The following is a 19245-nucleotide window of genomic DNA, read 5'->3' on the forward strand; positions in this document are numbered from 1 at the left end:
CAGGGCGCCTCTGTCCCCGTCACGCAACTCCAATGCCTTCGCCAGATAAACCATGAATCAAGTCTGACAAACAATCAGACCCAAAGGAATCAACGACACGCTACACTAGGAGGAAATGGAGCCGGGACCGGTGTCGGGGGAGCCGGAGCCGGGCCCGGCGTCGATGGCTGCAGCAACCAGCCGATCGAAACTTGCGGCCCCGTTCTCGGGCGGGACCACTGTGAAGACGGCCAACCATTTCTGTGGGGCTTTTCCGTCAGCCACGGCAAGCCGCTCCACCTGAAGGTTCAGCCCGGGCACCCCGCCGACCAGGAGCGGCAGCCGTTCACCGCTCTTGATCAGGCGCTGGAAGTCCCGGACCGACAATGGATCGCCTGGCGTGTCCGTCACCTCTGCGATGGTGTCGTTGACCCGCTGGGTCAGCCCCCGCATGAAGGTCCGCTGGCCGGTGACAGTGGGGATCGTGAGCAGCGCCGCGAAGGAGACCGTGAACAAGGCGGCGGCGCCGACGCTCCTGAGGCCGGGCATAAAGATCATGAGGAACAGGCACAGGACCAACCCGAAGGCGCTCAGGATACAGAACTTGATCCCCGGATTCTCGCCTGGCCGCTTTGTCCAACGAACGAGGGCCACAGAGTTCCTACGGGGCTGGGCGTGCGGTGAACTTTCCATAGTCAGTACCCCTTCACTTCGATCAGCGCTTCGGCCAGGATGACTGCCTCGCGCGCGTCCTTGAGATCGTTCAGCAGACCCAGGTCCGGCAGTGCCGAGATGGTAGCGGTGGAGCCGTTGAAGGCAGCAAAGATGCCGCTTAACTTTTCGCGGTCCTGTGCCAGCAGCCGGGACGCATTGAGTTTGACCTTGCTCAGCTCAAGCTCCAGCAGGGAGTTGTCGATCGCCTCCCGACGGCCCTGCATGACCGACAACTTTTCCGTCACGCGCTGCACGCGGCCGCGGAGCATCGATTCCATCTTGGCTGCCACGTCGTGGAGGTCGCTCAGCGCGGTGTACGACTGCGCCGCCGCGGAGTGCCGGGCGAGCTGCCCGCTGACGTAATGCCGCCGTCGTTCCCATTTCCGTACTGCGGATTCGTACGGTCCTAACAGCAACGCGACGGCTGCCACCGCCCGGTCCAGCGACGCCGCCCGCGTGCTCAGGATCGTTGTTGCAGCGTCCAGCCTCGCAAGGAACGCGTCGTAGTTGTCTCCTGCCGGTGCGCCGGAGTCATTCATGGGGCAGCCGCACACGGTGGCGCTGCCCAGCGCGGACGGTCCAGGCCCGGCTGCTGCGGCTCACTCGCCGAAATGCGCCCCCATCTCTCATGGCAAGAGAATAGTGGCTGGCGGCGCCTTGTCATAGGGTCTGGCTGTCGTCTTCTCCCGGGATTGGGAGTGCCGGGTAGGCCGGACGGTCCTTGACACTCACTTTCACGGGCACAGACACTGAAGAATCCAGGCGGCCCCGCTGAAGCTAGGGAATGGAAAGACAATGACCGGTTCAGGATCGTTCGTGATTGTGGTGGGTTTTGACGGTTCCGAAAATGCTCAGCATGCCCTGAAATGGGCTGTGGACGAGGCCAAACTGCGGGACGGCCAGATTCGTCTCATAACGTCCTGGAGCAAGCCGCCGCTCGCGTGGTATCCGGCAATGCTGGAAACTGCAGTCGGCGAAAAGACCGTGCGAGAGGATTCGCCCCAACAAGTGGCAGAGAAGACACAGGCTGCCGCTCTGGCGATCATCGCGGATGAGGGGGTGGCGGCCACTGGCCGGGTGGTGCAAAGTGATTCGGCGGCGTCTGCAGTGCTCGACGCCGCCACGGGTGCGGATCTTGTAGTCGTTGGCTCCCGCGGACACGGGGGATTCCCCGGCCTCCACCTGGGTTCGGTCTCCGCCCAGGTCAGCGGCCATGCCGCGTGCCCGGTTGTGGTCGTCCCGCCCAGGGACGCTTAGGCGTTTCGCCCAGGGCCGCTCGGGGTGGGTGCGCCAGCGCAATCCCAGTTCGGCATCCGGCTCTGCAGCAGCCGTTGTCAGCGTGTTGCGGAACGCCTACGATGTGCCCACAGCCCCACTCTGGGGACCAACTCCGGGACGTGCCCCTAAGGGTTTCGAAGACACCGTTGTGTGCCCGAGTCCTGGACATCACAGGACGGGAAGACCATGGCCAAATATCTGTTCGAAGCGAACTACGTCGGAGAAGGCATTAAGGGCCTCATGCGCGAAGGGGGCACGAAGCGCCGTGACGCGCTGGTCGAAGCCCTCAAGTCTGTGGGCGGCTCACTCGAGTGCTTCTACTACGCTTTTGGCGAGACCGACGTGCTGGGGGTCTTCGAGGTACCGGGGCCGGCCGACGCGGCGGCGCTTTCCCTCATGATCAATTCCACTGGCTCCGTGAACGTGCGCCTGAAACCGCTTATGGCTCCAGAAGAACTTGACGAAGCAGCCAAGAAGACACCGTCCTACCGGGCACCAGGTCAGTAAAGCGCGAACAGCTGCCGGCCACTCCGCCTGTTTAGGCTGCCAACGGTCTCCTGGAGCGCGAGTGGTGGAGCAGCTTCAGGTGATGAAGGAGCTCCCGACGCTCGCGACTGAGGATCTGTGTGCGCCGGTCCGGGGGCTTGTCGGCACCCCTTGTTCCGGGAATCTTTCCGGACGTCGTTCCGGGCAGGGGTGGTGCGGTGGAGCGGCCAGGGAACGGGCCACCTCGGTGACCACGCCCCTGCCAGCTGCTGCCGGAGCCACGTCGGGCCCCTGATTGCCGTCCACAAAAACAGGCTATCGGGCACCTGCGACAAATACCGGTCCCGGCCATGCGAAAGAATGACCCCATGAGCGTTGCCGGAGAATTCATTGACGAGGCACTCCATCGGGAGTCGTCCTGGAGCCGCGCCGAGGAATCCGAAGCACGGCACGGCAGCGATCACCGCTACTACGGAGCGTCTGTCGGTGCCGTGCGGGGAACGATCCGGGACGCCCTCCGCCGGCACCCGGAACTGACGCACGATGACGTCACAGCGCTGAGCTCCGAGTTGTGGGAGGTGCCCGTCTTCGAACGCCGCCTCGCCGCCGTCGTGCTCCTGCAGTCGAGCGTCGGGCTGCTCACCAACACGGACCTCACCCGGATCGAAGGCTTCGTGCGGAGCGCACGGGTGGGCGTGCTGGTCGATCCGCTCGCCGTCGACGTCATCGGCCCGCTGATTGCCCGGCTCGACGTCGTGGCCCGGGTGCGTGCCGACAGTGTCCTGGACCGGTGGATCCGGGATCCCGACAACTGGCTGCGCCGGGCTGCCCTGCTTTCCCCGCTCCGCGAGCTCCGTACCGGCGCCGGGGACTGGCCCCGGTTCGTGCGCCATGCCCGTCTCGTGCTGAGGGAGTCGCCCCAAACGGAAGCGCCGGCGGGCGACGGCGGCGAGGTTGCCGCCGAAGCGGTCTCCCGGGTGCTCACCGAGCTGGCCAGGCACCGGCCGGAATTGGAATTCTGACCGCCCGGGGAGGAATCGTGATCGTCCCGTTCTGGAAGACTGGCGTTATGAAGGCAGCGTCCGACGGGAAAAGTGCCACGCTCGTGTTCATTCACGGCGGCGGCGTAGGACCCTGGATGTGGGCGGAGCAAATTGCCTACTTCGCTCGTTATTTCACCGTCCTGACCCCTACCCTTCCGGGGCATCATCCGCAGCGCCAAGGCAGGTTTTCCACCCATGTTCAGGCGGCAGCCGCAGTCGCAGAGGAGACCGGCCTTCTGGAACAACCCGGGCCCGTCACCGTCATTGGACATTCCCTCGGCGGTCAAACGGCGATTCAACTGGCGGCGTCCTACCCCGGCCATGTCGAGCGCCTCGTGGTGGTCAGCTCTCTTTTGAGCCCGTGGCGCGGAGCGACGGCGCTCAGCCTGCTCGCCGCGGGGTCCGCACCGCTGTCGAGGAACCGTCGCTTCGCTCACGCCCAGGCGGCGCAACTCGGCATCCCCTCATCGATGTTCGAGGACTACTTCGCCCTGTCCCGGGCCGTGTCCGCCGGAACGCTCAGGCGCTTAATCCTGGCAAATTTCTCGTTCGCCGTTCCTCCTGAGGTCCTGGGATCCTCCCGGCCGGTCCTCCTCATGGCGGGGGACAAGGAGGAACACAGACTCTTACGCGTCATGGAACACTACCAATCGAAATTCCGGAACTGCAGCTTCGAGATCCACCAGCGTGTAGGGCATGGAATGCCTTTCACTCAACCCGGGCGGTTCAACGCCGCCCTTCACGACTGGCTGGACTCCGCCCGGCCGGCCTAGTATTGCCGTCATAACGCCGGCCGCAGCCCTGCCCCTGACAAGCGCTTCCAAGACGAGACGAAGAGCGCGGCCGCGGCCGGTGGTGCAATGAAAGCGGCCATCGTCACCAGCTGGAGTCCGACAATTGAACCGGCGAGACCGAACAGCGCTGTCACGCCGACGCGGAGCAAGGCCCCCCGGGAATGAGCCGTCCGAAAGGCAGCGAGACCGCGAAGCCCATCAGGGTTGCTGCAGCAAGGATGAGCGGCCACTGTGTGGGATGCCCGGCCCCAAGAAATTGAGCGGCCGCCTCCACGACAAGACTCGCGCAACACAGCACTACCGACCACCGCATGATGCCGCCGAAACGCGGGGCGAGCACAATCCCGGCCGCGAGGGTCGCAGGAATGGCCGCCAGCGCGCCGGCGGCCAGACCGAGGTTCATGGCGTGGGTGGAATCGCTAACCATCGGCGCCCAGCTACGCCCGGAGAAGGCAAACACAGCGCAGCCCAGGCCCGCAACCAGCGTCACCAGCGCGGCCGCGCATGCTGCAGCGTCCCTCCGCCGAGTCCAAGCCGCCACCGGCATCAGCGGGGACGGTCGCACTGCTGCCCGGACGGCGTCGCGCCGTGCTGCGGGAGGCTTCGCACTGTCCCATCGCAGAGCGATGACAAGCAGCACGACGGCGCCCAGTGCGCTGGCCAGGGGAGCCATCAGCGTTAGTGCGCCGAGGAGAAGCGCAAAAGGCGCTGCCAGGACTGTACTTTGCACGAGGCGGATGGGCAGGGAGCGCCGCCTGCTCAGCGCCGAGCCGACCGGTGCCACAAGACAGATCGTGCCAGCAATCCACGCGAGAATCAGGAACAGCAGGGTCGACGAACCAAACCAGCTGCGGCCCAGACCCGCATCAGCTTCGTCGAAACCGACCGACCAACTCTTTGCCGTCAGTGCCGCCAAACCACACGCCAGGAAGGCACTAGCCGCAGTGAACGATGCCGCCGGGGCGGAGAGCCGCCCCGCTCGATGCAGGAGCACGACGGCGGAGAGGGCTGCAGCCAGCGGGCCGATGAAGACGGCCAACAAGAGCCGAACCAGGCCGGCTCCGGGGAGCATCATCGCGTTGGTCAACAAGAGCGCGGTGGAAACACTGAACGCGGTCACGGCTGCCGCTGCGAAACCCGCGGACCAGCGATCGATCATCGCTTGCCGGGGCGGGGCTCCACCACGGCGTAGGCCCTTTCATCGAAGAACTCCCAACCGGTGACGACCATAAAGCCCAGGGCATCCACCCGGTCGTTCAGGACATGGACGTCGAAGCCGCCGTCGCGGGGTTCGGCGTCCCACGTGGACACGTGAACTTCCCCGGTGTCGAGCACCAGCAGTTCGGTATTGACGTTGAAGTCCTCCGGCGGCTGAATGCTCAGCTGGCAGATGGCAACACAGTGCCTGGGCACGTCGGGGCTGTTCATTGTCTGGCCTCCGTTTCGGCGGAACGGTGATGGCATCATCCTATGCCTGGGGACCCGTCGACGAAGGGCATTCCTGGCCCGCCAGCGCCCGCATGTGATACCTCGATGTGACTTGTCGTAATCATTCCGTTACCGTTGATGGGTGCCTGTTGTTTCCGAGACAGGTTCTCCCCTGCCGATTGCCTAACTCTGCCGCGGCGTGGGGATAACTCGCAGCAACGTCCGGCAGAGACGGGGAAACCAATTTTGACCCGCTGTTCTCCAGGGGTCTTGGGGTGAAGCCGCACGGCCCGCTATGTCGGGCCCGCGTGCGGCCGGGTGCCTCCCATCCGAATCCGACAGCTCACCTCGCAGGCATTGGGAGAGGCTTTTTCAATGACTTTTAGCAATACCCGTGCGCCCAAACACGCCGCCCTACGCAACAACCGCCGCACCGCCGGCACCGTCGGCCGCCAGGCCGCAGTCCTCGTCGCCGCTTCCGGAATGGTGCTTAGCGGCGCCATGGCCGCCAACGCCGCCGAGGCGCCGGCCCAGCGCGACTCTGCACCCGCAACGTCCGTTGACGTGCAGGGCCAGGTCTCCGCGCCGGTGCTGGCCGACTCGGCCGTCCAGATCACGTTCGAACGCCCGGCCGTTGAGACGTCGCCTGCTCCCGTGGTGGAGGCACCCAAGCCCGTAGCCGCTCCGAAGGCGGCAGCTGCTGTTGCCGCTCCGAAGGCACCGGCAGCAGCTGTGGCCCCCGCGGCCGCTAAAGCAACCGTCAAGGTCCAGGCAGCCCCGGCCCCCGCCGCGGCTCCGGCAGCCGGTGGAGTCAACGCCACGCTGCTGGCCGTGGCCTACGGCCAGATCGGCATCACGCAGGACTGCACCGCGATGGTCGAGAAGGCCCTGAACGCGGCCGGCATCCCGGTCGGTGACATCGGCCCGCAGGCTTTCCTGAAATACGGCTCGGTCGTCGCCACGCCCCAGCCCGGCGACATCATCGTCCAGTCCGGCCACGTTGCCATCTACGCCGGCAACGGCCAGGCCATCAGCGGCGGCATGAACGGCGTCAACGCCACCATGACGCACCCGCTTTCCTGGCTGACCGCCACCGGCCCGGTGACGTTCGTCCGCGCAGGCTAGCACCACCAGCGCCTAGCACCACCCAGCGCACAGTCGGCCGGTCGATCAGTTGCCTTGGGGGCAGCGGATCACCGGCCGTCTGCGTCGCCGGACTCCGACTCTAGTGCGTAGCGAAGCAGCACCACACCGTTGCCAAACGTACGGCTCGCCAGCAGACGGAGCGGCGTCATCGCATCCGTTTCCGGAAAAAGGGGCTTTCCCCGACCGATGAGGACCGGGTGCACATAGATCCGGTACTCGTCGATCAGACCTAGCCGCCTGAAAGCCGCTGCGAGTTCGGCGCCACCGAGTGCGAGGTCACCGCCAGGCTGTTCCTTGAGCCGCACCACGTCCTCGGCGACGACCTCGTGCACCACGTCGGTGTTCCAGTCCGCCGTGGCCAGGGTCCGGGAATAGACGATCTTGGGCTTGTCCCGCCAGATCCCCGCGAACTCAACCTCCGCAGGAGCGCTCGAAGGGTCCTCGTCCGCTGTCGGCCAGTAGTCGGCCATCAGCTCATAGGTGACGCGGCCGTCCAGGAAGGCGCCCATGGTCCGCAGCTCATCGTTGAAGTGGGTGTGCAGTTCGTCATCGACCCGGTGCCAGCTCAGATCGTGCTGCGGACCTTCGAAATAGCCGTCCAGGGATACTTGCATCATAAAGATGACCTTGCGCATGCGGGCTCCTTTGCCGGGCTGCCGGGGTTCCAGCGTACGACGCGGACCGCGGCAGTGGGAGGGCGCCCGACGCCAGGCGGTACGTCTCGCCGCACAACGGCTTTGGCGGTTTTGGGGGCCCGCGGGCCCGCCGCCCCCGGGGGCCGGAAGGCAAATCCGGGATCACTTGGGCGCGGCCGCTTGCGCTAGGCTGAGCCCGGGGCAGAATAAGGAAATCTGAAGCCGCGCCGCGGTTCTGAATCAAGCGCGGTCCCTAGGTCAAGAAGGACAAGCATGCCAGCGAACCAGCCTGCGACGTCAGCCGACGTTGCGCTTCCGTCGATGCTGCGGCAATAGGCCGGATGGATTCCTGGGGTCCCGGCCGACACTACAGCAGCGGCCGTCATACAGCTGAATTCAACCGGAGTCCCTTGCGGGGCCTGCCGGGTTTTCCGGGCGGGATTAGACCGAAGTTCCTGATCGCGCTCGTCACAGTCCTCGGCCTGGTCTCGGCCGCGGGCGTCTACGCCACCGTCCGGGACGGCGTTCCACGCGATGCCGGTGTTGCGCCGGCGACGTCGGCATCCGCGCCAGCGAATGCCGGACCGGCCGACCCGCTGTCCGCCACCGGCGCGACACCCTCCGCGGTAGCCACCGCCACACCGCCGGCCCCGACACCCGCCGTCGCTCCGTCCGACCCGACCATCAGTGCGCTACTCGACGCGGAGATCGACGGCGTCATCAAGGCCAACAGCGCCTACCGGCTGGGCGTGGCCCTGATCGACATGCGCGACGGGGACGTGCACGAGTACGGGGTGAAGACGAAGTTTGTGGCCGCCAGTACGGGCAAGATTCTCGCCGCTGCCGCCTACTACCATCTGGTGGAAACCGGCAAGGCCTCGCTGACGTCCCGGATGGGGCCGTCCACCGCCGGCCAACAGATCCGGCAGATGGTCCAGCAGAGCAACAACGAGTCGTGGGCGTTGATCCTTGCCGCCGTCGGACAGAAGGGCCTGACCGAATACGCCGCCGACCTCGGCATCCCCTATGACCGCACGGTGAACGGCCTGACTCCCGCCGAGATGGGGCGGACCCTGTCCGAGCTGTACAGCGGCCGGCTCCTCAACGCCACCAACACCGCCCAGTTGCTGTCCTATATGCAGCAGACCAATTACGAACTGCTGATCCCGGCCGCCACGCCCCCAGAGGTCAGCGTCTTCCACAAATATGGGCTGCTCGAGGGTTACCTGCATGACGCAAGCGTCCTGGTCCAGGGCGACCGGGCCTACGTGTTTGTGGTCTACACGCTGGGCGTGGGACCGTCGGATATGGCGGCCCGAACCCGCGTCATCCACCAGCTCACCGAAACCGTCACCGCCAGACTCTTCTAGCCGGCCGTTCCCCAAATGGTCACAAAACCGTACGCTGGTGAGCGGAGGTGTAGGCCATGAAAGCAACCCAGGGAGACCGCATCATTATCCGTGGCACCACGGTCGAGTCATCGGACCGTCACGGGGAAATCCTCGAGGTCAAGGGTGCCGACGGCGCCCCGCCGTATCACGTCAGGTTCGACGACGGCCACGAGACAATTCTGTTCCCCGGCGGCGATTTCGTCGTCGAACACAGCAAGAGCGCCGAGACCCGCTAGAAGCTCGACGAACTGCCGGAGCCGGAGAAGCTGCCGCCGCTGCTGCCGTAGCCGGTGGTGCCGCCACCGCCGCCGCCTCCCCGGGCACTGCTCACGCTGCTGACGCTGCTGTTTAGGCCGGAGTTGAAGGTCGGCACGGAGAAGAAGTAGTACGCGGGGTAGACGGTGCCCAGGATGCTGGGCTCGTATGTGCGCCCGTACTTGGCTTTGCTTCCGGCCTGCGCGCTTTCCATCTCCTGGCGCATCAAGGAGGCTTCCTTTTCGTTTTTGGCGAAGCTCTCGATGACCGTATCGGCGTGGTTCTTGAGCAGCTCGGACAGCTGGGTTCGGGCATCCCGAAGCCGGTCCAGGGCGGTCTCCGGCGTGATCGAGCCGTCCGCGAGTTCCGTGGTCCACTGTTCGATGTCGCGATGGCTTTGGTCCCGGAAGGAGCGCAGGGCCGCCGCGGTCGCGGAGTCCCCCTCGGCATTGCGCTTGCTGAGCATTTGTTCGATCGCGGCCAGGTCGGCCCGGAACGGGGCCAGCTGCCGGTCCCAGGCGGGAGCCCAGGCGGAGCCCCGGTTGAGCAGGGCATTGGTGTCGGCAATGACGTCGTCGAGGGCGTCCAGCTCTGTGGCGGCCTCCGCGTAGCTCCTGATCAGCCTCATGTTCACCCGCTTGCTGAGTTCCTTGGGCGACAGGGCATGGACCCGGTTGGCGAGGGCCGTGGCCTTGTTGTACTTCGCCAGGAATGTCCGGTGCTTCTCCAGCACGGTACTGCCATAGCGCGAGGCGTCCGGGATGGTGCTGGCGTTGAGCTCGGTGACCTCGAGATCCATGCTCACGTTGGAGTAGCTGACGTCGCCGCGGGCCAATTCCTTGCGGCTGCTGACTCTGGTCCGCCAGCGGACGATCAGCCAGCCTGCGGCGCCTGCGATGGCGGCACCCGCTGCGCTGAAGGCAGGGACGAGGAAGGCCGCGGACCGGTACCAGGGCTGGTTGATCAGTTCCGCGCCGCGTTGGATCCCGGCGATGGTGCCGTCCGTCCATTGGGCGTCCCGCAGCAGTTCCTTGGCGGCGTTCTGGATGTCCTCGCGCTGTTCCAGCGAGACCTTCCGGTCCTCACCCATATACGTCCCGACGTGCCGGCCCAGCGGGTCCAGAGCGAAAATGAACAGCCCGTCCGCCCACTTCTGCCCGTCCCCGCTGATCCACTCCGGATGCTCGGCCCGGGCGAAACGGAGGACCTCCTCGTTCAGATTGTCCGCGGCCGAGCCGTTGTAGGTGTACACAGCCACCTTCGTGGGCTGGTAAAACTCAAGCGACTGCACTGCCGGCCGAAGGGTTTTTTGGTCCAACACCCCGGCCCGGTCCTCCACCACGATGTCGACCGGCGCGGCGGCAACGGCTGCCGGCCCCGAACCCAGCAGCCCGATCAACATCAGGACGAGGAGGCCTACGACTTTCCGCACAATTCCCATTTCCTGAGCCTAATGCCTCCCGGTCGGAGCCGGCGCGAGCGCACCGATCCGCGCACCTGTTTCGGTTAGGCTGGCCACAAACGACGGGGAAGGGGAGCGACAGTGACCGAGGATCCTCAACGGCCCGGGCAGCCATGACTGCCGCAAGCCCGGTGGACGACATGAGCGGTGTGGCCGGTTTTGCCGCGCGGGCCGTCGACGCCCTGGGCGAATGGGGCGTGGGACTCTTCACCCTGGCGGAAACGGTGTTCCCGCCCATACCCAGCGAGGTCATTCTTCCCCTAGCCGGTTTCCTGACGAGGCAGGGGACCATGAACCTGGTCCTTGTCCTGGTCACCAGCACGCTGGGCGCCTACCTTGGCGCGATGCTGCTCTACTGGCTCGGGGCGCGGCTCGGCCTCGAGCGGTCGATCCGCTGGCTGTCTAGGCTTCCATTGATGGACCGCGAAGACTTTGAAAAGGCCGCCGGCTGGTTCAGCCGCCACGGCCGGTCGGCTGTCTTTTTCGGCAGGCTGCTGCCGGGCGTGCGCAGCCTGATCTCGTTACCCGCCGGCGCCCAAAGGATGAACCTGGGAACGTTCAGCGCATTCACACTGGCGGGCAGCGGCATCTGGAACGGGCTGCTGATCAGCCTGGGCGCACTGCTCGGGACACAGTACCGGCTGATCGACGAATACTCCCGCTTCCTCAACTTCGCCGTCTATGGCGCCCTGGCCGTTGTCGCGGCCTCGCTGATCATCAGAGGCGTCCGACGGCGGCGAAACAGCAGGTCAGGGGCGGATGAGGTCTAAAGACATCGTGACGGCGGCCCCGGTCTGCCACATACTGACGACATGAGTCCAGAGTCAGAGCCCGCGCCGAACGAACCACAGCCGAACGAACCACGGCCGGCCGCTTCAGAGACACCCGCGACCCAGCCGTCCGCGACCCGGCCGTCCGCGGCGTCGGACGCTGAACCAGCCGCTGAAACATCCGCACCGCGTCGGCCGGACCGAACCCTGCTCGCCATCCTCGCCGCCATCGCGGTCCTGGTGATCGTTGCCCTGATTGTCGTGTTCACCCGCGGCGAGCCAGCGCCGTTGGATGAGGCCACCCCCGCCGGGGTAGTCCAGCGGTATTCTGCCGCCGTGATTGCCGGCGACGAGGCGGCTGCGAGGGCCTACCTCTCGGATGCCGCCACAGCAGGCTGCATCAAAGCGATGCCGGGGATGGGAACGGACAACCTCCGCGTCACGCTCGTCTCGACGACCGAGCGGGCGGCGTCCGCGGACGTCAGGGTGCTGATCACCGTCTCCCAGGACGGTGGGCCGTTTGGAAGCTCCGAGTATCAGATGGAGGATTCCTTTGATCTGGTCAAGGCCGGGGACAAGTGGCTGATTGAAAGAGCCCCCTGGCAACTGACGGTGTGCCAGCCCACGGTGGTGAAGTGATGAGTATCGACTCCGTCGTGGGTTCGGCGCAGCGGACGGTCCGCCGCCTGATCACTTATCTGTTGCTCTTCGCGCTCGTTATCGTGGCCGCCATCGGACTGAGCGGGCTGCTGGAACGACTGCTGGTGGCGGGCACCGAACTGGCCTCGGGGGACGTGGCCGGGCTGGCGCGCTCGCTGGCGTTCGCGCTGATCGGCGGGCCGCTCGCTGCGCTGCTCTGGTGGGTGGTCTGGCGGCGCCTGGGTGAGGAAACAGAACGGGCGTCGGTGGGCTGGGGCCTGTACCTGACCGGTGCCTACGTGCTCTCCCTGATCCTGGCGGTAAGCAACCTGCTGAGCACCCTGAACACGCTGATCGGCGGCCAGTCGTTGCAGTGGCGCTCCTCGCTGGCCACAGGGCTGGTGTGGGCTGTCGTGTGGGTCTGGCACCGGTGGATGGGGCGGCATCCCCGCAAGCGGCCCCTGGATCTGGCCGAGGTCCCAACAGTTCTCGGCAGCTACATCGGCCTGGTGATGGGAGTCAGCGGTGCTATCACCGCGCTGTCCATCCTGCTCGACGTTGCACTCCGGGGGGAATTGGCTGCCGGGACAGTGGGCAAGCCGTGGTGGGTTTCGGCGCTGCAGTCACTCGTCTGGGCGGCGGGCGGCGGGCTGGTCTGGTGGTGGCACTGGAAACGCGACGGCGGCCGGCTGCTGCGCGGCGGGCTCGCCAGCGTCGGGCTGATCACCGTAGGAGTCCTGGGCGCCGGGGTGCTGACCCTCGGCGGTGCGGGCGTTACGGTGTTCGTCCTGCTGCGGCTGGCCTTCGACCGCGGCGAACCGATGGCGCAGCTGCTGGAGCCGCTGGCCGTGGCAATCGCCGCCGCCGCGATCGGCTCACTCGTCTGGGTCTACCACCGGGGGCTGGCGCGCGGAAGCTCGGAAACTGTCCGGCAGGGCAGCCGGCTGGTGACGTCCGGCGTCGCGCTGGTTGCAGCTGCCTCCGGGGTTGGCGTGATCGTCAACGCCACCCTCGCCATGGCGGCCACCCCCTTTGTGGGATCCGGGACACGCACGCTCCTGCTCGGCGGCATCAGTTCGCTCCTGGTCGGCGGCCCGGTCTGGTGGCTCGCGTGGAAGCCGCTGGACCGCTCACCCGCGGTTCAGCCCGGCCCGGCCGCTGTGTCCGGGACCTGGCAGGGCGCCCGCCGGGTCTACCTGATTGTGGTGTTCGGGCTCAGCGCCGTGGCTGCCGTCATCACCCTGCTGGTCATCGGGTTCCGGATGTTCGAGTTCTTTCTGGACGACCGCTCGGGCGGGAGCCTGGTGGAGAGGGTCCGTGCCCCGCTGGGGGTGCTCGTGGCCACGGGCCTTGTGGCGGGCTACCACTTTGCGGTCTGGCGCCACGAGCGTGCCATCCTCGCGGCGGCCGCACCTGCCCGGAGGCGGACCATCGGTCATGTCATCCTGGTGACCGGCTCCGATCCTTCACCGCTGCACCGGGTCATTGACGAAGTCACTGGAGCCGGCGTGACGGTCTGGCGCAGGGCCGACGGCGGCGCGCGCCCCGCTGCAGGTGCGGGCCCCGCCGCTGGTGCGGGCCCCGCCGCCGACGCCGGCCAGCTGGCCGGCCAACTGGCGGGGAAACTCGAGGGGGTGACCGGAGCGCGCGTGCTCGTGACGGTCGGCCCGGACGGCAGGATCGAGGTGATTCCGCTGCTGGGTTGAGCATCTGCGCTGTACCGGTCAGGCCTGCCCTCGCTGTCAGTTTCCGAAGTCGCCTGCACGGAATGTCCACACTCGTCTGCACGGCCCACGACATGTCCGTAAGGGGAACCCCTTGAACGGGACGCCGTTGCCAGAGAAGTCCGGCCGGGGTGCGGCCGAAATCCTTTTGCCTCCCTGTCCGGACGAGTACGGTGAGAATGAACGCTGAGGGGCCGACGGTAGCAAAACTTTTTGGGGGAGACATGAGATTAGGTTTGACGAGGTACCCATGTGGCCATTCTTGGTAGGCGTCCTGGGGCTCGCGTTGACGGCGCTGATTATTACCGCCCTCATGCAGATTGCAGAGCACCCGACGATTGACCCTACGGCGCGGGCTGTGTGGATTCTCATCGTCCTGGTTGCGCCTGTGCTCGGGGCAATTGCATGGTTCTGGGTCGGGCCAGAAGAAATCGGCGACCTTTCCCCAAAGTAATCGACATCCTGCTATGTATCGCCGGTGAGTCCGGGGGCCACGCAGTTGCAGATCCTGCTCGGAAAGTTCTGCAAGGGGAACCCTCTACGGGACACTCGGCCGTCTGCGTATAGGCTCCCATCAACGTCCACCTTCAGGGGAGCACAATGAAGCGTAATCGATTGTGGCAATTCACGGTTCCCTTCCTACTTCTCGGCATGCTGTTGACATCTTGCGGAGACACGAAAACGGGCGAACCGGGAACTGTCATACCCACGCCCAGCTCCACCAGCTCGGCTACGTCCACCAGCTCAACCCTTGGCTTGACCAGCACCAGGCCACCCCAAGAAACATGTGCGGCGTTCCTACCAACGACCCAGTGCTCCCGATACGCCAGTGTTTCTGGCACGGCCGGCGGCAATGATCTACCCTGGGTGGCATCCGGCGGCGTCAAGGCATGGTTTACTTCAATCAGCCAACCGGGGCGGACGTGCACGAGATCGGGTTCATATCCGCGGCGGAGGCGGGCAATTACCGGGCCCGGCTCTGCGCAGCAGGCAGGGACGCGGATTACGACGCCGTGGTGGACACGTCGAAGGAACGGCACCTGGTGCAGTTCTGGAAGGCTCCACCCGCGGACACGGCAGTACTGGCTGAGACCTCGTCCGCGGGGAAGGGCCTGTCTCGGCTTGTGAACTTGTGGCAAAGCAACCTCTGACCGGTCCAGGGACATGCAAAAAGGACCCGCAGAGAACACGCTGAACTCCGCCGATCCGGCCCTCAACTCTTCTTGAGTTCCTCGGCGAGCATCACGATGATGCCGCTGGGACCTCGGTCTCGCCAACCAGGATGCTCGAACAAAGCGTAACGAAGGATCTTTTGACCTGTCTCAGTAGCCGGTCCGTTAGAGGAACGTCTAAGGGGCCGTCATTCGTATTGGCGCCATTCCTTCTCGTCTTAATCCATGAAACGTTGGGGTGGGGGTCAGCTACCGGCGATTAACTACCTCGGCGTGCCAGTACCGACCGTCCTCGCTCCCAGTGCGCACAATGGCGTCTGACTGGGGAGGTGCGGGCCACATCTGGAGGAGATAGGCATCGACCGGGTCTTCGGACAACTCGCCTGCTTGCCCCTGATCTCGTCCCCTGGCGCTCACTCGCATCCTGTAGCTGCCCGGTGGGAGGCCGCCCAGTATTCCGCCGTTCTCGCCCGCCCAGGTTTTCCAACGCATTTCGTGGCCTTCGGGGAGAACGAACGATACCTCGACGATGTCCTCCCAAGCGGCGTCATCGCCGGCGGGTGGCGCGCCGATCAGAACGATGCGTACGGGGGACCCACCTGACCGGCGGGCAAGGTTGATGTACACCCCATCGGGGTCGGAAGCGCCGGCCAAACCGTTGACTTGACCAGCGAAGAAGCGGTCGAAGTCTCCGTCGAATCCGCCGTTCTCAGTCCACACGAGGTCGAACTGCCCGTAGTCAGTGTCGATAACTTGGTCCATAAGCACTCGTTCCACAGCAACAGGATACGGCCGCGCTCAGAGTTGCCGGTCAGTAACGGACAACCGCCACGCCGAGGTTGGACGATGAGATGTCCGGAATGGCGGGCCCCCTACGGGACATGTTCTCCCAAGACCCTCGAAATGGGATCGCCGACGAATAACTAGCGAGGTTCCTCTTACCCATCCTTCATCGGACACGATCGTCGTGATTAAACCCCATGCCTTAGCTATATCGGGCAAGATGTCTCCGTAGGGCATTAGGGTCTGGTCATGCCTCTCATAGATTGTTCAATTCAGACGGCAACTAATCGTGTCTTGCACACCTGGTCGATAGCCGTGCCGTCGGATCGCCTTTGGTGGGGCCTCACCGACTCGGAGGCGTTGCCGCAATGGTTAGGGAAACTGAGTTCTGGAAGCTTCGTCATGGGAGATGTCATCAGAATCGAGCATGCAGAAAACTACTTCTGCACCAGTCGTATCAAGGAGTGCCAATCGGGACGCCGGCTGGGCATGACGTGGGAGTTTCCGGACGAACCACTCTCGACAGTCCTCATAACGCTTTCTCCCGAACTAAAGGCGACTCGCCTGACGTTGACGCACGAAGGACTCGGAGACGAAGCACCCAACTACCTGCCCGGGTGGCACACTCACCTTCTGTATCTCGAAGCGCTGCTCCTGGGCCGGCCTCGATCCATGACCAACTTTTGGTCGACATACGACGAGCTCGCCGCAGCTCAGGCCAACTAGCCTCAAAACATCTGCGATAGGGCCTGTCTGAATACCTAAACCGATCTCTCCCTTAAGCCTCGGACGGCTGCCCGTAAGCCGGTCCGTTAGAGGAATGCTCGGCGAACGCCACCGGCGGCTGGAAATCCGTGCGTTTATGAGCTAGCGGAGCGCCAGGAATCGTTGCCCGTCGCCGTCGATCAGTGATTTTGTCAGGAAGCGCTGACCCGCCTCGGTTGCGAGACCACCCAAGGACGTGCCTGTCTCAATCAATGGTTCAAGCTGGACAGCAAGAACACCCTGCAGTTGGGTCCGTCGCTCTTCGTCTTCAACTGCTTGATCAAGGTCGAGCAAGGCCTCCAGATTCAGGCGGAGATCCGATGGGACCAATGCCTCAAGACGGCTCTGAACGTGACAGTGCATTGGCTTGGGGTTTGTTGCGGCGCCGACGCCCAAGAGCCAAAGGCCGACGTTGACGTAGTAACGCGGACCGTATTGGGACTTCTGGAGGTTGAGGACGGCGATGGCTTCAGGCCCCGTGACATACCACGAACCAGACTTCTTCGATCCTCCGAGAGACCTGCCGAACTCGTCGAAGGTCGTCTGGATGACGTTGCACATGCTCATGGGTTGTAGGTTACCGCTCTTCCATTCCAAGGCTCGGCCGGGACGCCTCCCGCCTGAAAAAGGAACCAAGTTGGCATGACACAGCACCCATGGGCTTTTAGGATCGCAATTTCGAGGGGGGTCTTGAGATCCCCGTTTGAGGAACCCCCTGCGGGACGCCCCCGTGTTGGGAACTGAGAATACTGCCGTCAGGTGTCTGATCTCCCAGCATGATCACGTTGATCATGCTCGAGCAGGTGGGACTGTCCAGGATTTTCAGGATGCCGTCCCAGACCAATTGGTCCCGACCTATAGGATCGAGACCATGAAAATCCGTTCGCTGGCAGCAACCCTAATGGGATGTGTTTTTCTACTTCTCTTGGCTGTATTCCTCAGCGCCTGTACGAGCGGACCGGCACCTGATCCCGGTAAACGCGATGCGGTGGTCGCATCGGTTATGCAGGCACTGAATGCTCAAGACAAAGAGCAATTGGTCAAACTTGCACAACCCGGCCCGCAGACTGCGGACTCTAACGCCCAGCTGATGCTTTCGCAGTGGGGCGGGGTCAAAGACTCTGGATACGCCACTGCCTGACATCGCTGGGGTGCGAGTAAGCACCAAGGACCGGTCCGGAAACCCTGTGGACGTTCAATTTTCACTCAGATGGAATGACAATTCCTGGTTGTTGAACCTCGGCCCCGATTTCCGCGGATGAAGTGAGCAGGCGGGAACGGGTGCCAGTCCGACCCCGCCTGGTAAAGGATCCCTCACCGGGGCATCAAGTTCTTCGTCTGATATTTGAAGCGGCGTAAGGTGCAGCTATGGATTTGCCCTTAAAACACATTGATCCCCTCGATCCGTCTTCGGGTGCCATCGTGAAATTCGTTCAGGAGGTTACGGAGAAGACCTGGCCCTCGGTCGCCAGCCGCTACGGAGTGTACTTTGGGGACCTCAAGTGTGATTTCGGCACGTCAGGTGAACTTGATCATGAGGCCTCATCGGGCGTGACGCGGGGAATCTTCGCTCCAACCAGCATTAAGACGGAGAGTGCTTCCTGGGTTGCTTTGGACGGGTCATTATTCAGCCTCAACTTCTTCATCCGAGGAAAGGCTAAGGACGTATCCGCTGCTGTACTTTCCGGATACGACAGCGTGAGGTCCAGTCTCATTGGCTCGTACGGGCCCCCGCCCGATGAGGGGATAGATGAACGTGGCAATCGTGCCTCTACCTGGCTGGTCGGAGACACTCGGATCGAGCTGTACGCACACGTGACAGAGCCCCCCGCATTGCAGGTCGGTCTTAGCCACAACGAACGCAATGCCAGTTATGAACATCGACTGGCCCAGATCGCAGCCAAACCGAAGGCCTAATCCGCGTTCTCGCGGCTGACACAAGTGCCCGTAGGCGGAACCTCTTACGGAACTTTCGCGGACGTCTATATGGGACGTCCCTTGCTGGACGACACCGCAGCCACGTACTCAAGACCTCGCTAAATTTGCGGCCGAGTACCGACCGTACCTAGGCCGGACGGGGTGAAGCGAACCCCGACGCTCAACGGGGTGGGGCCCAGGGTGGGGCAGGATGATCCTGTGACCACAAGTGACGAGCAGCTCTTTCTGGCCTATATCCACAAGAACCCGATCAACGGGCAAATACTTGATCTGGCGCCACTTCTTGGCGTCGCTGACTGGTGGTTGACTGCCGGGGCCTTGTTCCAAACCGTTTGGAACGTGCTGGAAGGCAAAGACCCCCGAGCTGGCATCCGGGACTACGACCTGTTCTACTTCGACGAGGACACCTCTTACGAGGCGGAAAACGCGGTGATTCTGCGGGCGCGCGAGCTATTCAAGGACCTGGGAGTCGACGTCGAAGTCCGCAACGAAGCCCGCGTGCACGTTTGGTACGAGGAGCACTTCGGCGTTCCGGCCATCCCCTTCACCAGCACCACTGATGCGATCGATCATTTCGCCGCGAAGACCTGCTGCTTCGCCGTCACCTCAGATGAGGCGGGCACCCCCATAACGTACGCCCCACACGGCTACGAGGACGTGTTCGCGCGAAAGATAGTGCCGAACCCGGTGCTTGCTCCCCAGGATGTGTACGAGGCGAAGACCAGAAGGTGGAGCGCGCAATGGCCTACGCTGACAGTGCTGCCATGGCCCACAGACAGCTCCTGCAATGAACTACCGCTGCCGTCCACAATGACGGGAAGATTGTGACCACGCCGGGTGTCC

Annotated in this window: 24 protein-coding genes and 1 riboswitch; of the genes, 16 read left to right on the forward strand and 8 right to left on the reverse strand. The window is 64.3% G+C overall.

The window, feature by feature from the left end; genetic code table 11:
- Positions 1 to 105: 105 nt before the first annotated feature.
- The gene (locus AC50YM_RS10325; protein WP_494956857.1) at positions 106 to 633 is read right to left on the reverse strand and encodes a hypothetical protein; all 528 of its coding nucleotides are present in this window, start codon (positions 631 to 633) and stop codon (positions 106 to 108) included.
- Positions 634 to 674: 41 nt separating this feature from the next.
- Positions 675 to 1232, reverse strand: coding sequence for a hypothetical protein (locus AC50YM_RS10330; protein WP_494956858.1), 558 nt, complete (start codon positions 1230 to 1232; stop codon positions 675 to 677).
- A gap of 256 nt (positions 1233 to 1488) precedes the next feature.
- Here AC50YM_RS10330 and AC50YM_RS10335 point away from each other — a divergent pair, with 256 nt between their 5' ends.
- From AC50YM_RS10335 to AC50YM_RS10350, 4 genes are all read left to right on the forward strand, one after another.
- The gene (locus AC50YM_RS10335; protein WP_494956859.1) at positions 1489 to 1950 is read left to right on the forward strand and encodes a universal stress protein; all 462 of its coding nucleotides are present in this window, start codon (positions 1489 to 1491) and stop codon (positions 1948 to 1950) included.
- A gap of 207 nt (positions 1951 to 2157) precedes the next feature.
- A complete protein-coding gene (locus AC50YM_RS10340) occupies positions 2158 to 2478 on the forward strand; it encodes a GYD domain-containing protein (RefSeq protein ID WP_494956860.1) in 321 nt (106 codons plus the stop codon).
- Between the two features lie 347 nt (positions 2479 to 2825).
- Positions 2826 to 3479: a DNA alkylation repair protein gene (locus tag AC50YM_RS10345; RefSeq protein ID WP_494956861.1), complete on the forward strand. Its 654-nt coding sequence runs from the start codon at positions 2826 to 2828 to the stop codon at positions 3477 to 3479.
- Between the two features lie 47 nt (positions 3480 to 3526).
- Positions 3527 to 4273, forward strand: coding sequence for an alpha/beta fold hydrolase (locus AC50YM_RS10350; protein WP_494956862.1), 747 nt, complete (start codon positions 3527 to 3529; stop codon positions 4271 to 4273).
- Between the two features lie 151 nt (positions 4274 to 4424).
- Here the strand turns inward: AC50YM_RS10350 and AC50YM_RS10355 are convergent, their stop codons facing one another.
- Positions 4425 to 5414 (reverse strand): hypothetical protein, encoded by a 990-nt coding sequence (locus AC50YM_RS10355; protein ID WP_494956863.1) that lies wholly within the window; start codon positions 5412 to 5414, stop codon positions 4425 to 4427.
- Positions 5415 to 5449: 35 nt separating this feature from the next.
- Positions 5450 to 5722, reverse strand: coding sequence for a hypothetical protein (locus AC50YM_RS10360; protein ID WP_494956864.1), 273 nt, complete (start codon positions 5720 to 5722; stop codon positions 5450 to 5452).
- Between the two features lie 201 nt (positions 5723 to 5923).
- A riboswitch (cyclic di-AMP (ydaO/yuaA leader) is annotated at positions 5924 to 6093 on the forward strand.
- Between the two features lie 4 nt (positions 6094 to 6097).
- Between AC50YM_RS10360 and AC50YM_RS10365 the strand changes: the two genes are divergently transcribed.
- Positions 6098 to 6847, forward strand: a complete 750-nt coding sequence (locus tag AC50YM_RS10365; protein WP_494956865.1) for a hypothetical protein — start codon at positions 6098 to 6100, stop codon at positions 6845 to 6847.
- A gap of 68 nt (positions 6848 to 6915) precedes the next feature.
- On the opposite strand, the gene AC50YM_RS10370 is transcribed toward AC50YM_RS10365, so the two are convergent.
- Positions 6916 to 7503, reverse strand: coding sequence for a dihydrofolate reductase family protein (locus tag AC50YM_RS10370; RefSeq protein WP_494956866.1), 588 nt, complete (start codon positions 7501 to 7503; stop codon positions 6916 to 6918).
- 410 nt (positions 7504 to 7913) lie between these two features.
- Between AC50YM_RS10370 and AC50YM_RS10375 the strand changes: the two genes are divergently transcribed.
- A complete protein-coding gene (locus AC50YM_RS10375) occupies positions 7914 to 8873 on the forward strand; it encodes a serine hydrolase (RefSeq protein WP_494956867.1) in 960 nt (319 codons plus the stop codon).
- 56 nt (positions 8874 to 8929) lie between these two features.
- Positions 8930 to 9130: a DUF1918 domain-containing protein gene (locus AC50YM_RS10380; protein ID WP_494956868.1), complete on the forward strand. Its 201-nt coding sequence runs from the start codon at positions 8930 to 8932 to the stop codon at positions 9128 to 9130.
- Here AC50YM_RS10380 and AC50YM_RS10385 read toward each other — a convergent pair.
- Positions 9127 to 10590, reverse strand: a complete 1464-nt coding sequence (locus AC50YM_RS10385; protein ID WP_494956869.1) for a DUF5129 domain-containing protein — start codon at positions 10588 to 10590, stop codon at positions 9127 to 9129. The genes AC50YM_RS10380 and AC50YM_RS10385 overlap by 4 nt on opposite strands.
- Positions 10591 to 10724: 134 nt before the next feature.
- Here AC50YM_RS10385 and AC50YM_RS10390 point away from each other — a divergent pair, with 134 nt between their 5' ends.
- The 5 genes from AC50YM_RS10390 (at position 10725) to AC50YM_RS10410 (ending at position 14895) form a co-directional block, all read left to right on the forward strand.
- Positions 10725 to 11381, forward strand: a complete 657-nt coding sequence (locus tag AC50YM_RS10390) for a DedA family protein (protein ID WP_494956870.1) — start codon at positions 10725 to 10727, stop codon at positions 11379 to 11381.
- 42 nt (positions 11382 to 11423) lie between these two features.
- The gene (locus AC50YM_RS10395; RefSeq protein ID WP_494956871.1) at positions 11424 to 12020 is read left to right on the forward strand and encodes an LpqB family beta-propeller domain-containing protein; all 597 of its coding nucleotides are present in this window, start codon (positions 11424 to 11426) and stop codon (positions 12018 to 12020) included.
- The gene (locus AC50YM_RS10400) at positions 12020 to 13726 is read left to right on the forward strand and encodes a DUF5671 domain-containing protein (protein WP_494956872.1); all 1707 of its coding nucleotides are present in this window, start codon (positions 12020 to 12022) and stop codon (positions 13724 to 13726) included. Before AC50YM_RS10395 ends, AC50YM_RS10400 begins: the two co-directional genes overlap by 1 nt.
- A gap of 268 nt (positions 13727 to 13994) precedes the next feature.
- On the forward strand, positions 13995 to 14198 hold the full coding sequence (locus tag AC50YM_RS10405; protein WP_494956873.1) for a PLDc N-terminal domain-containing protein: 204 nt from the start codon (positions 13995 to 13997) through the stop codon (positions 14196 to 14198).
- Positions 14199 to 14634: 436 nt separating this feature from the next.
- The gene (locus AC50YM_RS10410) at positions 14635 to 14895 is read left to right on the forward strand and encodes a hypothetical protein (RefSeq protein ID WP_494956874.1); all 261 of its coding nucleotides are present in this window, start codon (positions 14635 to 14637) and stop codon (positions 14893 to 14895) included.
- Between the two features lie 270 nt (positions 14896 to 15165).
- Here AC50YM_RS10410 and AC50YM_RS10415 read toward each other — a convergent pair whose 3' ends face one another.
- Entirely contained in the window at positions 15166 to 15678 is a 513-nt protein-coding gene (locus tag AC50YM_RS10415) for a hypothetical protein (RefSeq protein ID WP_494956875.1), read from the reverse strand.
- Positions 15679 to 15948: 270 nt separating this feature from the next.
- Here AC50YM_RS10415 and AC50YM_RS10420 point away from each other — a divergent pair, with 270 nt between their 5' ends.
- Positions 15949 to 16425, forward strand: coding sequence for an SRPBCC domain-containing protein (locus AC50YM_RS10420; RefSeq protein WP_494956876.1), 477 nt, complete (start codon positions 15949 to 15951; stop codon positions 16423 to 16425).
- A gap of 141 nt (positions 16426 to 16566) precedes the next feature.
- Here AC50YM_RS10420 and AC50YM_RS10425 read toward each other — a convergent pair whose 3' ends face one another.
- The gene (locus tag AC50YM_RS10425) at positions 16567 to 17031 is read right to left on the reverse strand and encodes a DUF4304 domain-containing protein (RefSeq protein ID WP_494956877.1); all 465 of its coding nucleotides are present in this window, start codon (positions 17029 to 17031) and stop codon (positions 16567 to 16569) included.
- A 304-nt stretch (positions 17032 to 17335) separates the two neighbouring features.
- Here AC50YM_RS10425 and AC50YM_RS10430 point away from each other — a divergent pair, with 304 nt between their 5' ends.
- The 3 genes from AC50YM_RS10430 (at position 17336) to AC50YM_RS10440 (ending at position 19230) form a co-directional block, all read left to right on the forward strand.
- Positions 17336 to 17605, forward strand: a complete 270-nt coding sequence (locus AC50YM_RS10430; RefSeq protein ID WP_494956878.1) for a hypothetical protein — start codon at positions 17336 to 17338, stop codon at positions 17603 to 17605.
- 227 nt (positions 17606 to 17832) lie between these two features.
- A complete protein-coding gene (locus AC50YM_RS10435; RefSeq protein WP_494956879.1) occupies positions 17833 to 18381 on the forward strand; it encodes a hypothetical protein in 549 nt (182 codons plus the stop codon).
- A 219-nt stretch (positions 18382 to 18600) separates the two neighbouring features.
- Positions 18601 to 19230: a nucleotidyltransferase family protein gene (locus tag AC50YM_RS10440; protein WP_494956880.1), complete on the forward strand. Its 630-nt coding sequence runs from the start codon at positions 18601 to 18603 to the stop codon at positions 19228 to 19230.
- The last annotated feature ends 15 nt before the right edge of the window (positions 19231 to 19245 follow it).

The sequence above is a fragment of the Pseudarthrobacter sp. RHLT1-30-1 genome (assembly GCF_059383415.1).

Excerpts from the sequence above, each read along its gene's own strand:
- AC50YM_RS10330 (WP_494956858.1), bottom strand. The coding sequence starts at position 1,232 with ATGAATGACTCCGGCGCACCGGCAGGAGACAACTACGACGCGTTCCTT.
- AC50YM_RS10335 (WP_494956859.1), top strand. The coding sequence starts at position 1,489 with ATGACCGGTTCAGGATCGTTCGTGATTGTGGTGGGTTTTGACGGTTCC.
- AC50YM_RS10340 (WP_494956860.1), top strand. The coding sequence starts at position 2,158 with ATGGCCAAATATCTGTTCGAAGCGAACTACGTCGGAGAAGGCATTAAG.
- AC50YM_RS10345 (WP_494956861.1), top strand. The coding sequence starts at position 2,826 with ATGAGCGTTGCCGGAGAATTCATTGACGAGGCACTCCATCGGGAGTCG.
- AC50YM_RS10350 (WP_494956862.1), top strand. The coding sequence starts at position 3,527 with ATGAAGGCAGCGTCCGACGGGAAAAGTGCCACGCTCGTGTTCATTCAC.
- AC50YM_RS10360 (WP_494956864.1), bottom strand. The coding sequence starts at position 5,722 with ATGAACAGCCCCGACGTGCCCAGGCACTGTGTTGCCATCTGCCAGCTG.
- AC50YM_RS10365 (WP_494956865.1), top strand. The coding sequence starts at position 6,098 with ATGACTTTTAGCAATACCCGTGCGCCCAAACACGCCGCCCTACGCAAC.
- AC50YM_RS10370 (WP_494956866.1), bottom strand. The coding sequence starts at position 7,503 with ATGCGCAAGGTCATCTTTATGATGCAAGTATCCCTGGACGGCTATTTC.
- AC50YM_RS10380 (WP_494956868.1), top strand. The coding sequence starts at position 8,930 with ATGAAAGCAACCCAGGGAGACCGCATCATTATCCGTGGCACCACGGTC.
- AC50YM_RS10385 (WP_494956869.1), bottom strand. The coding sequence starts at position 10,590 with ATGGGAATTGTGCGGAAAGTCGTAGGCCTCCTCGTCCTGATGTTGATC.
- AC50YM_RS10390 (WP_494956870.1), top strand. The coding sequence starts at position 10,725 with ATGACTGCCGCAAGCCCGGTGGACGACATGAGCGGTGTGGCCGGTTTT.
- AC50YM_RS10395 (WP_494956871.1), top strand. The coding sequence starts at position 11,424 with ATGAGTCCAGAGTCAGAGCCCGCGCCGAACGAACCACAGCCGAACGAA.
- AC50YM_RS10400 (WP_494956872.1), top strand. The coding sequence starts at position 12,020 with ATGAGTATCGACTCCGTCGTGGGTTCGGCGCAGCGGACGGTCCGCCGC.
- AC50YM_RS10405 (WP_494956873.1), top strand. The coding sequence starts at position 13,995 with ATGTGGCCATTCTTGGTAGGCGTCCTGGGGCTCGCGTTGACGGCGCTG.
- AC50YM_RS10410 (WP_494956874.1), top strand. The coding sequence starts at position 14,635 with ATGGTTTACTTCAATCAGCCAACCGGGGCGGACGTGCACGAGATCGGG.
- AC50YM_RS10415 (WP_494956875.1), bottom strand. The coding sequence starts at position 15,678 with ATGGACCAAGTTATCGACACTGACTACGGGCAGTTCGACCTCGTGTGG.
- AC50YM_RS10420 (WP_494956876.1), top strand. The coding sequence starts at position 15,949 with ATGCCTCTCATAGATTGTTCAATTCAGACGGCAACTAATCGTGTCTTG.
- AC50YM_RS10425 (WP_494956877.1), bottom strand. The coding sequence starts at position 17,031 with ATGAGCATGTGCAACGTCATCCAGACGACCTTCGACGAGTTCGGCAGG.
- AC50YM_RS10430 (WP_494956878.1), top strand. The coding sequence starts at position 17,336 with ATGAAAATCCGTTCGCTGGCAGCAACCCTAATGGGATGTGTTTTTCTA.
- AC50YM_RS10435 (WP_494956879.1), top strand. The coding sequence starts at position 17,833 with ATGGATTTGCCCTTAAAACACATTGATCCCCTCGATCCGTCTTCGGGT.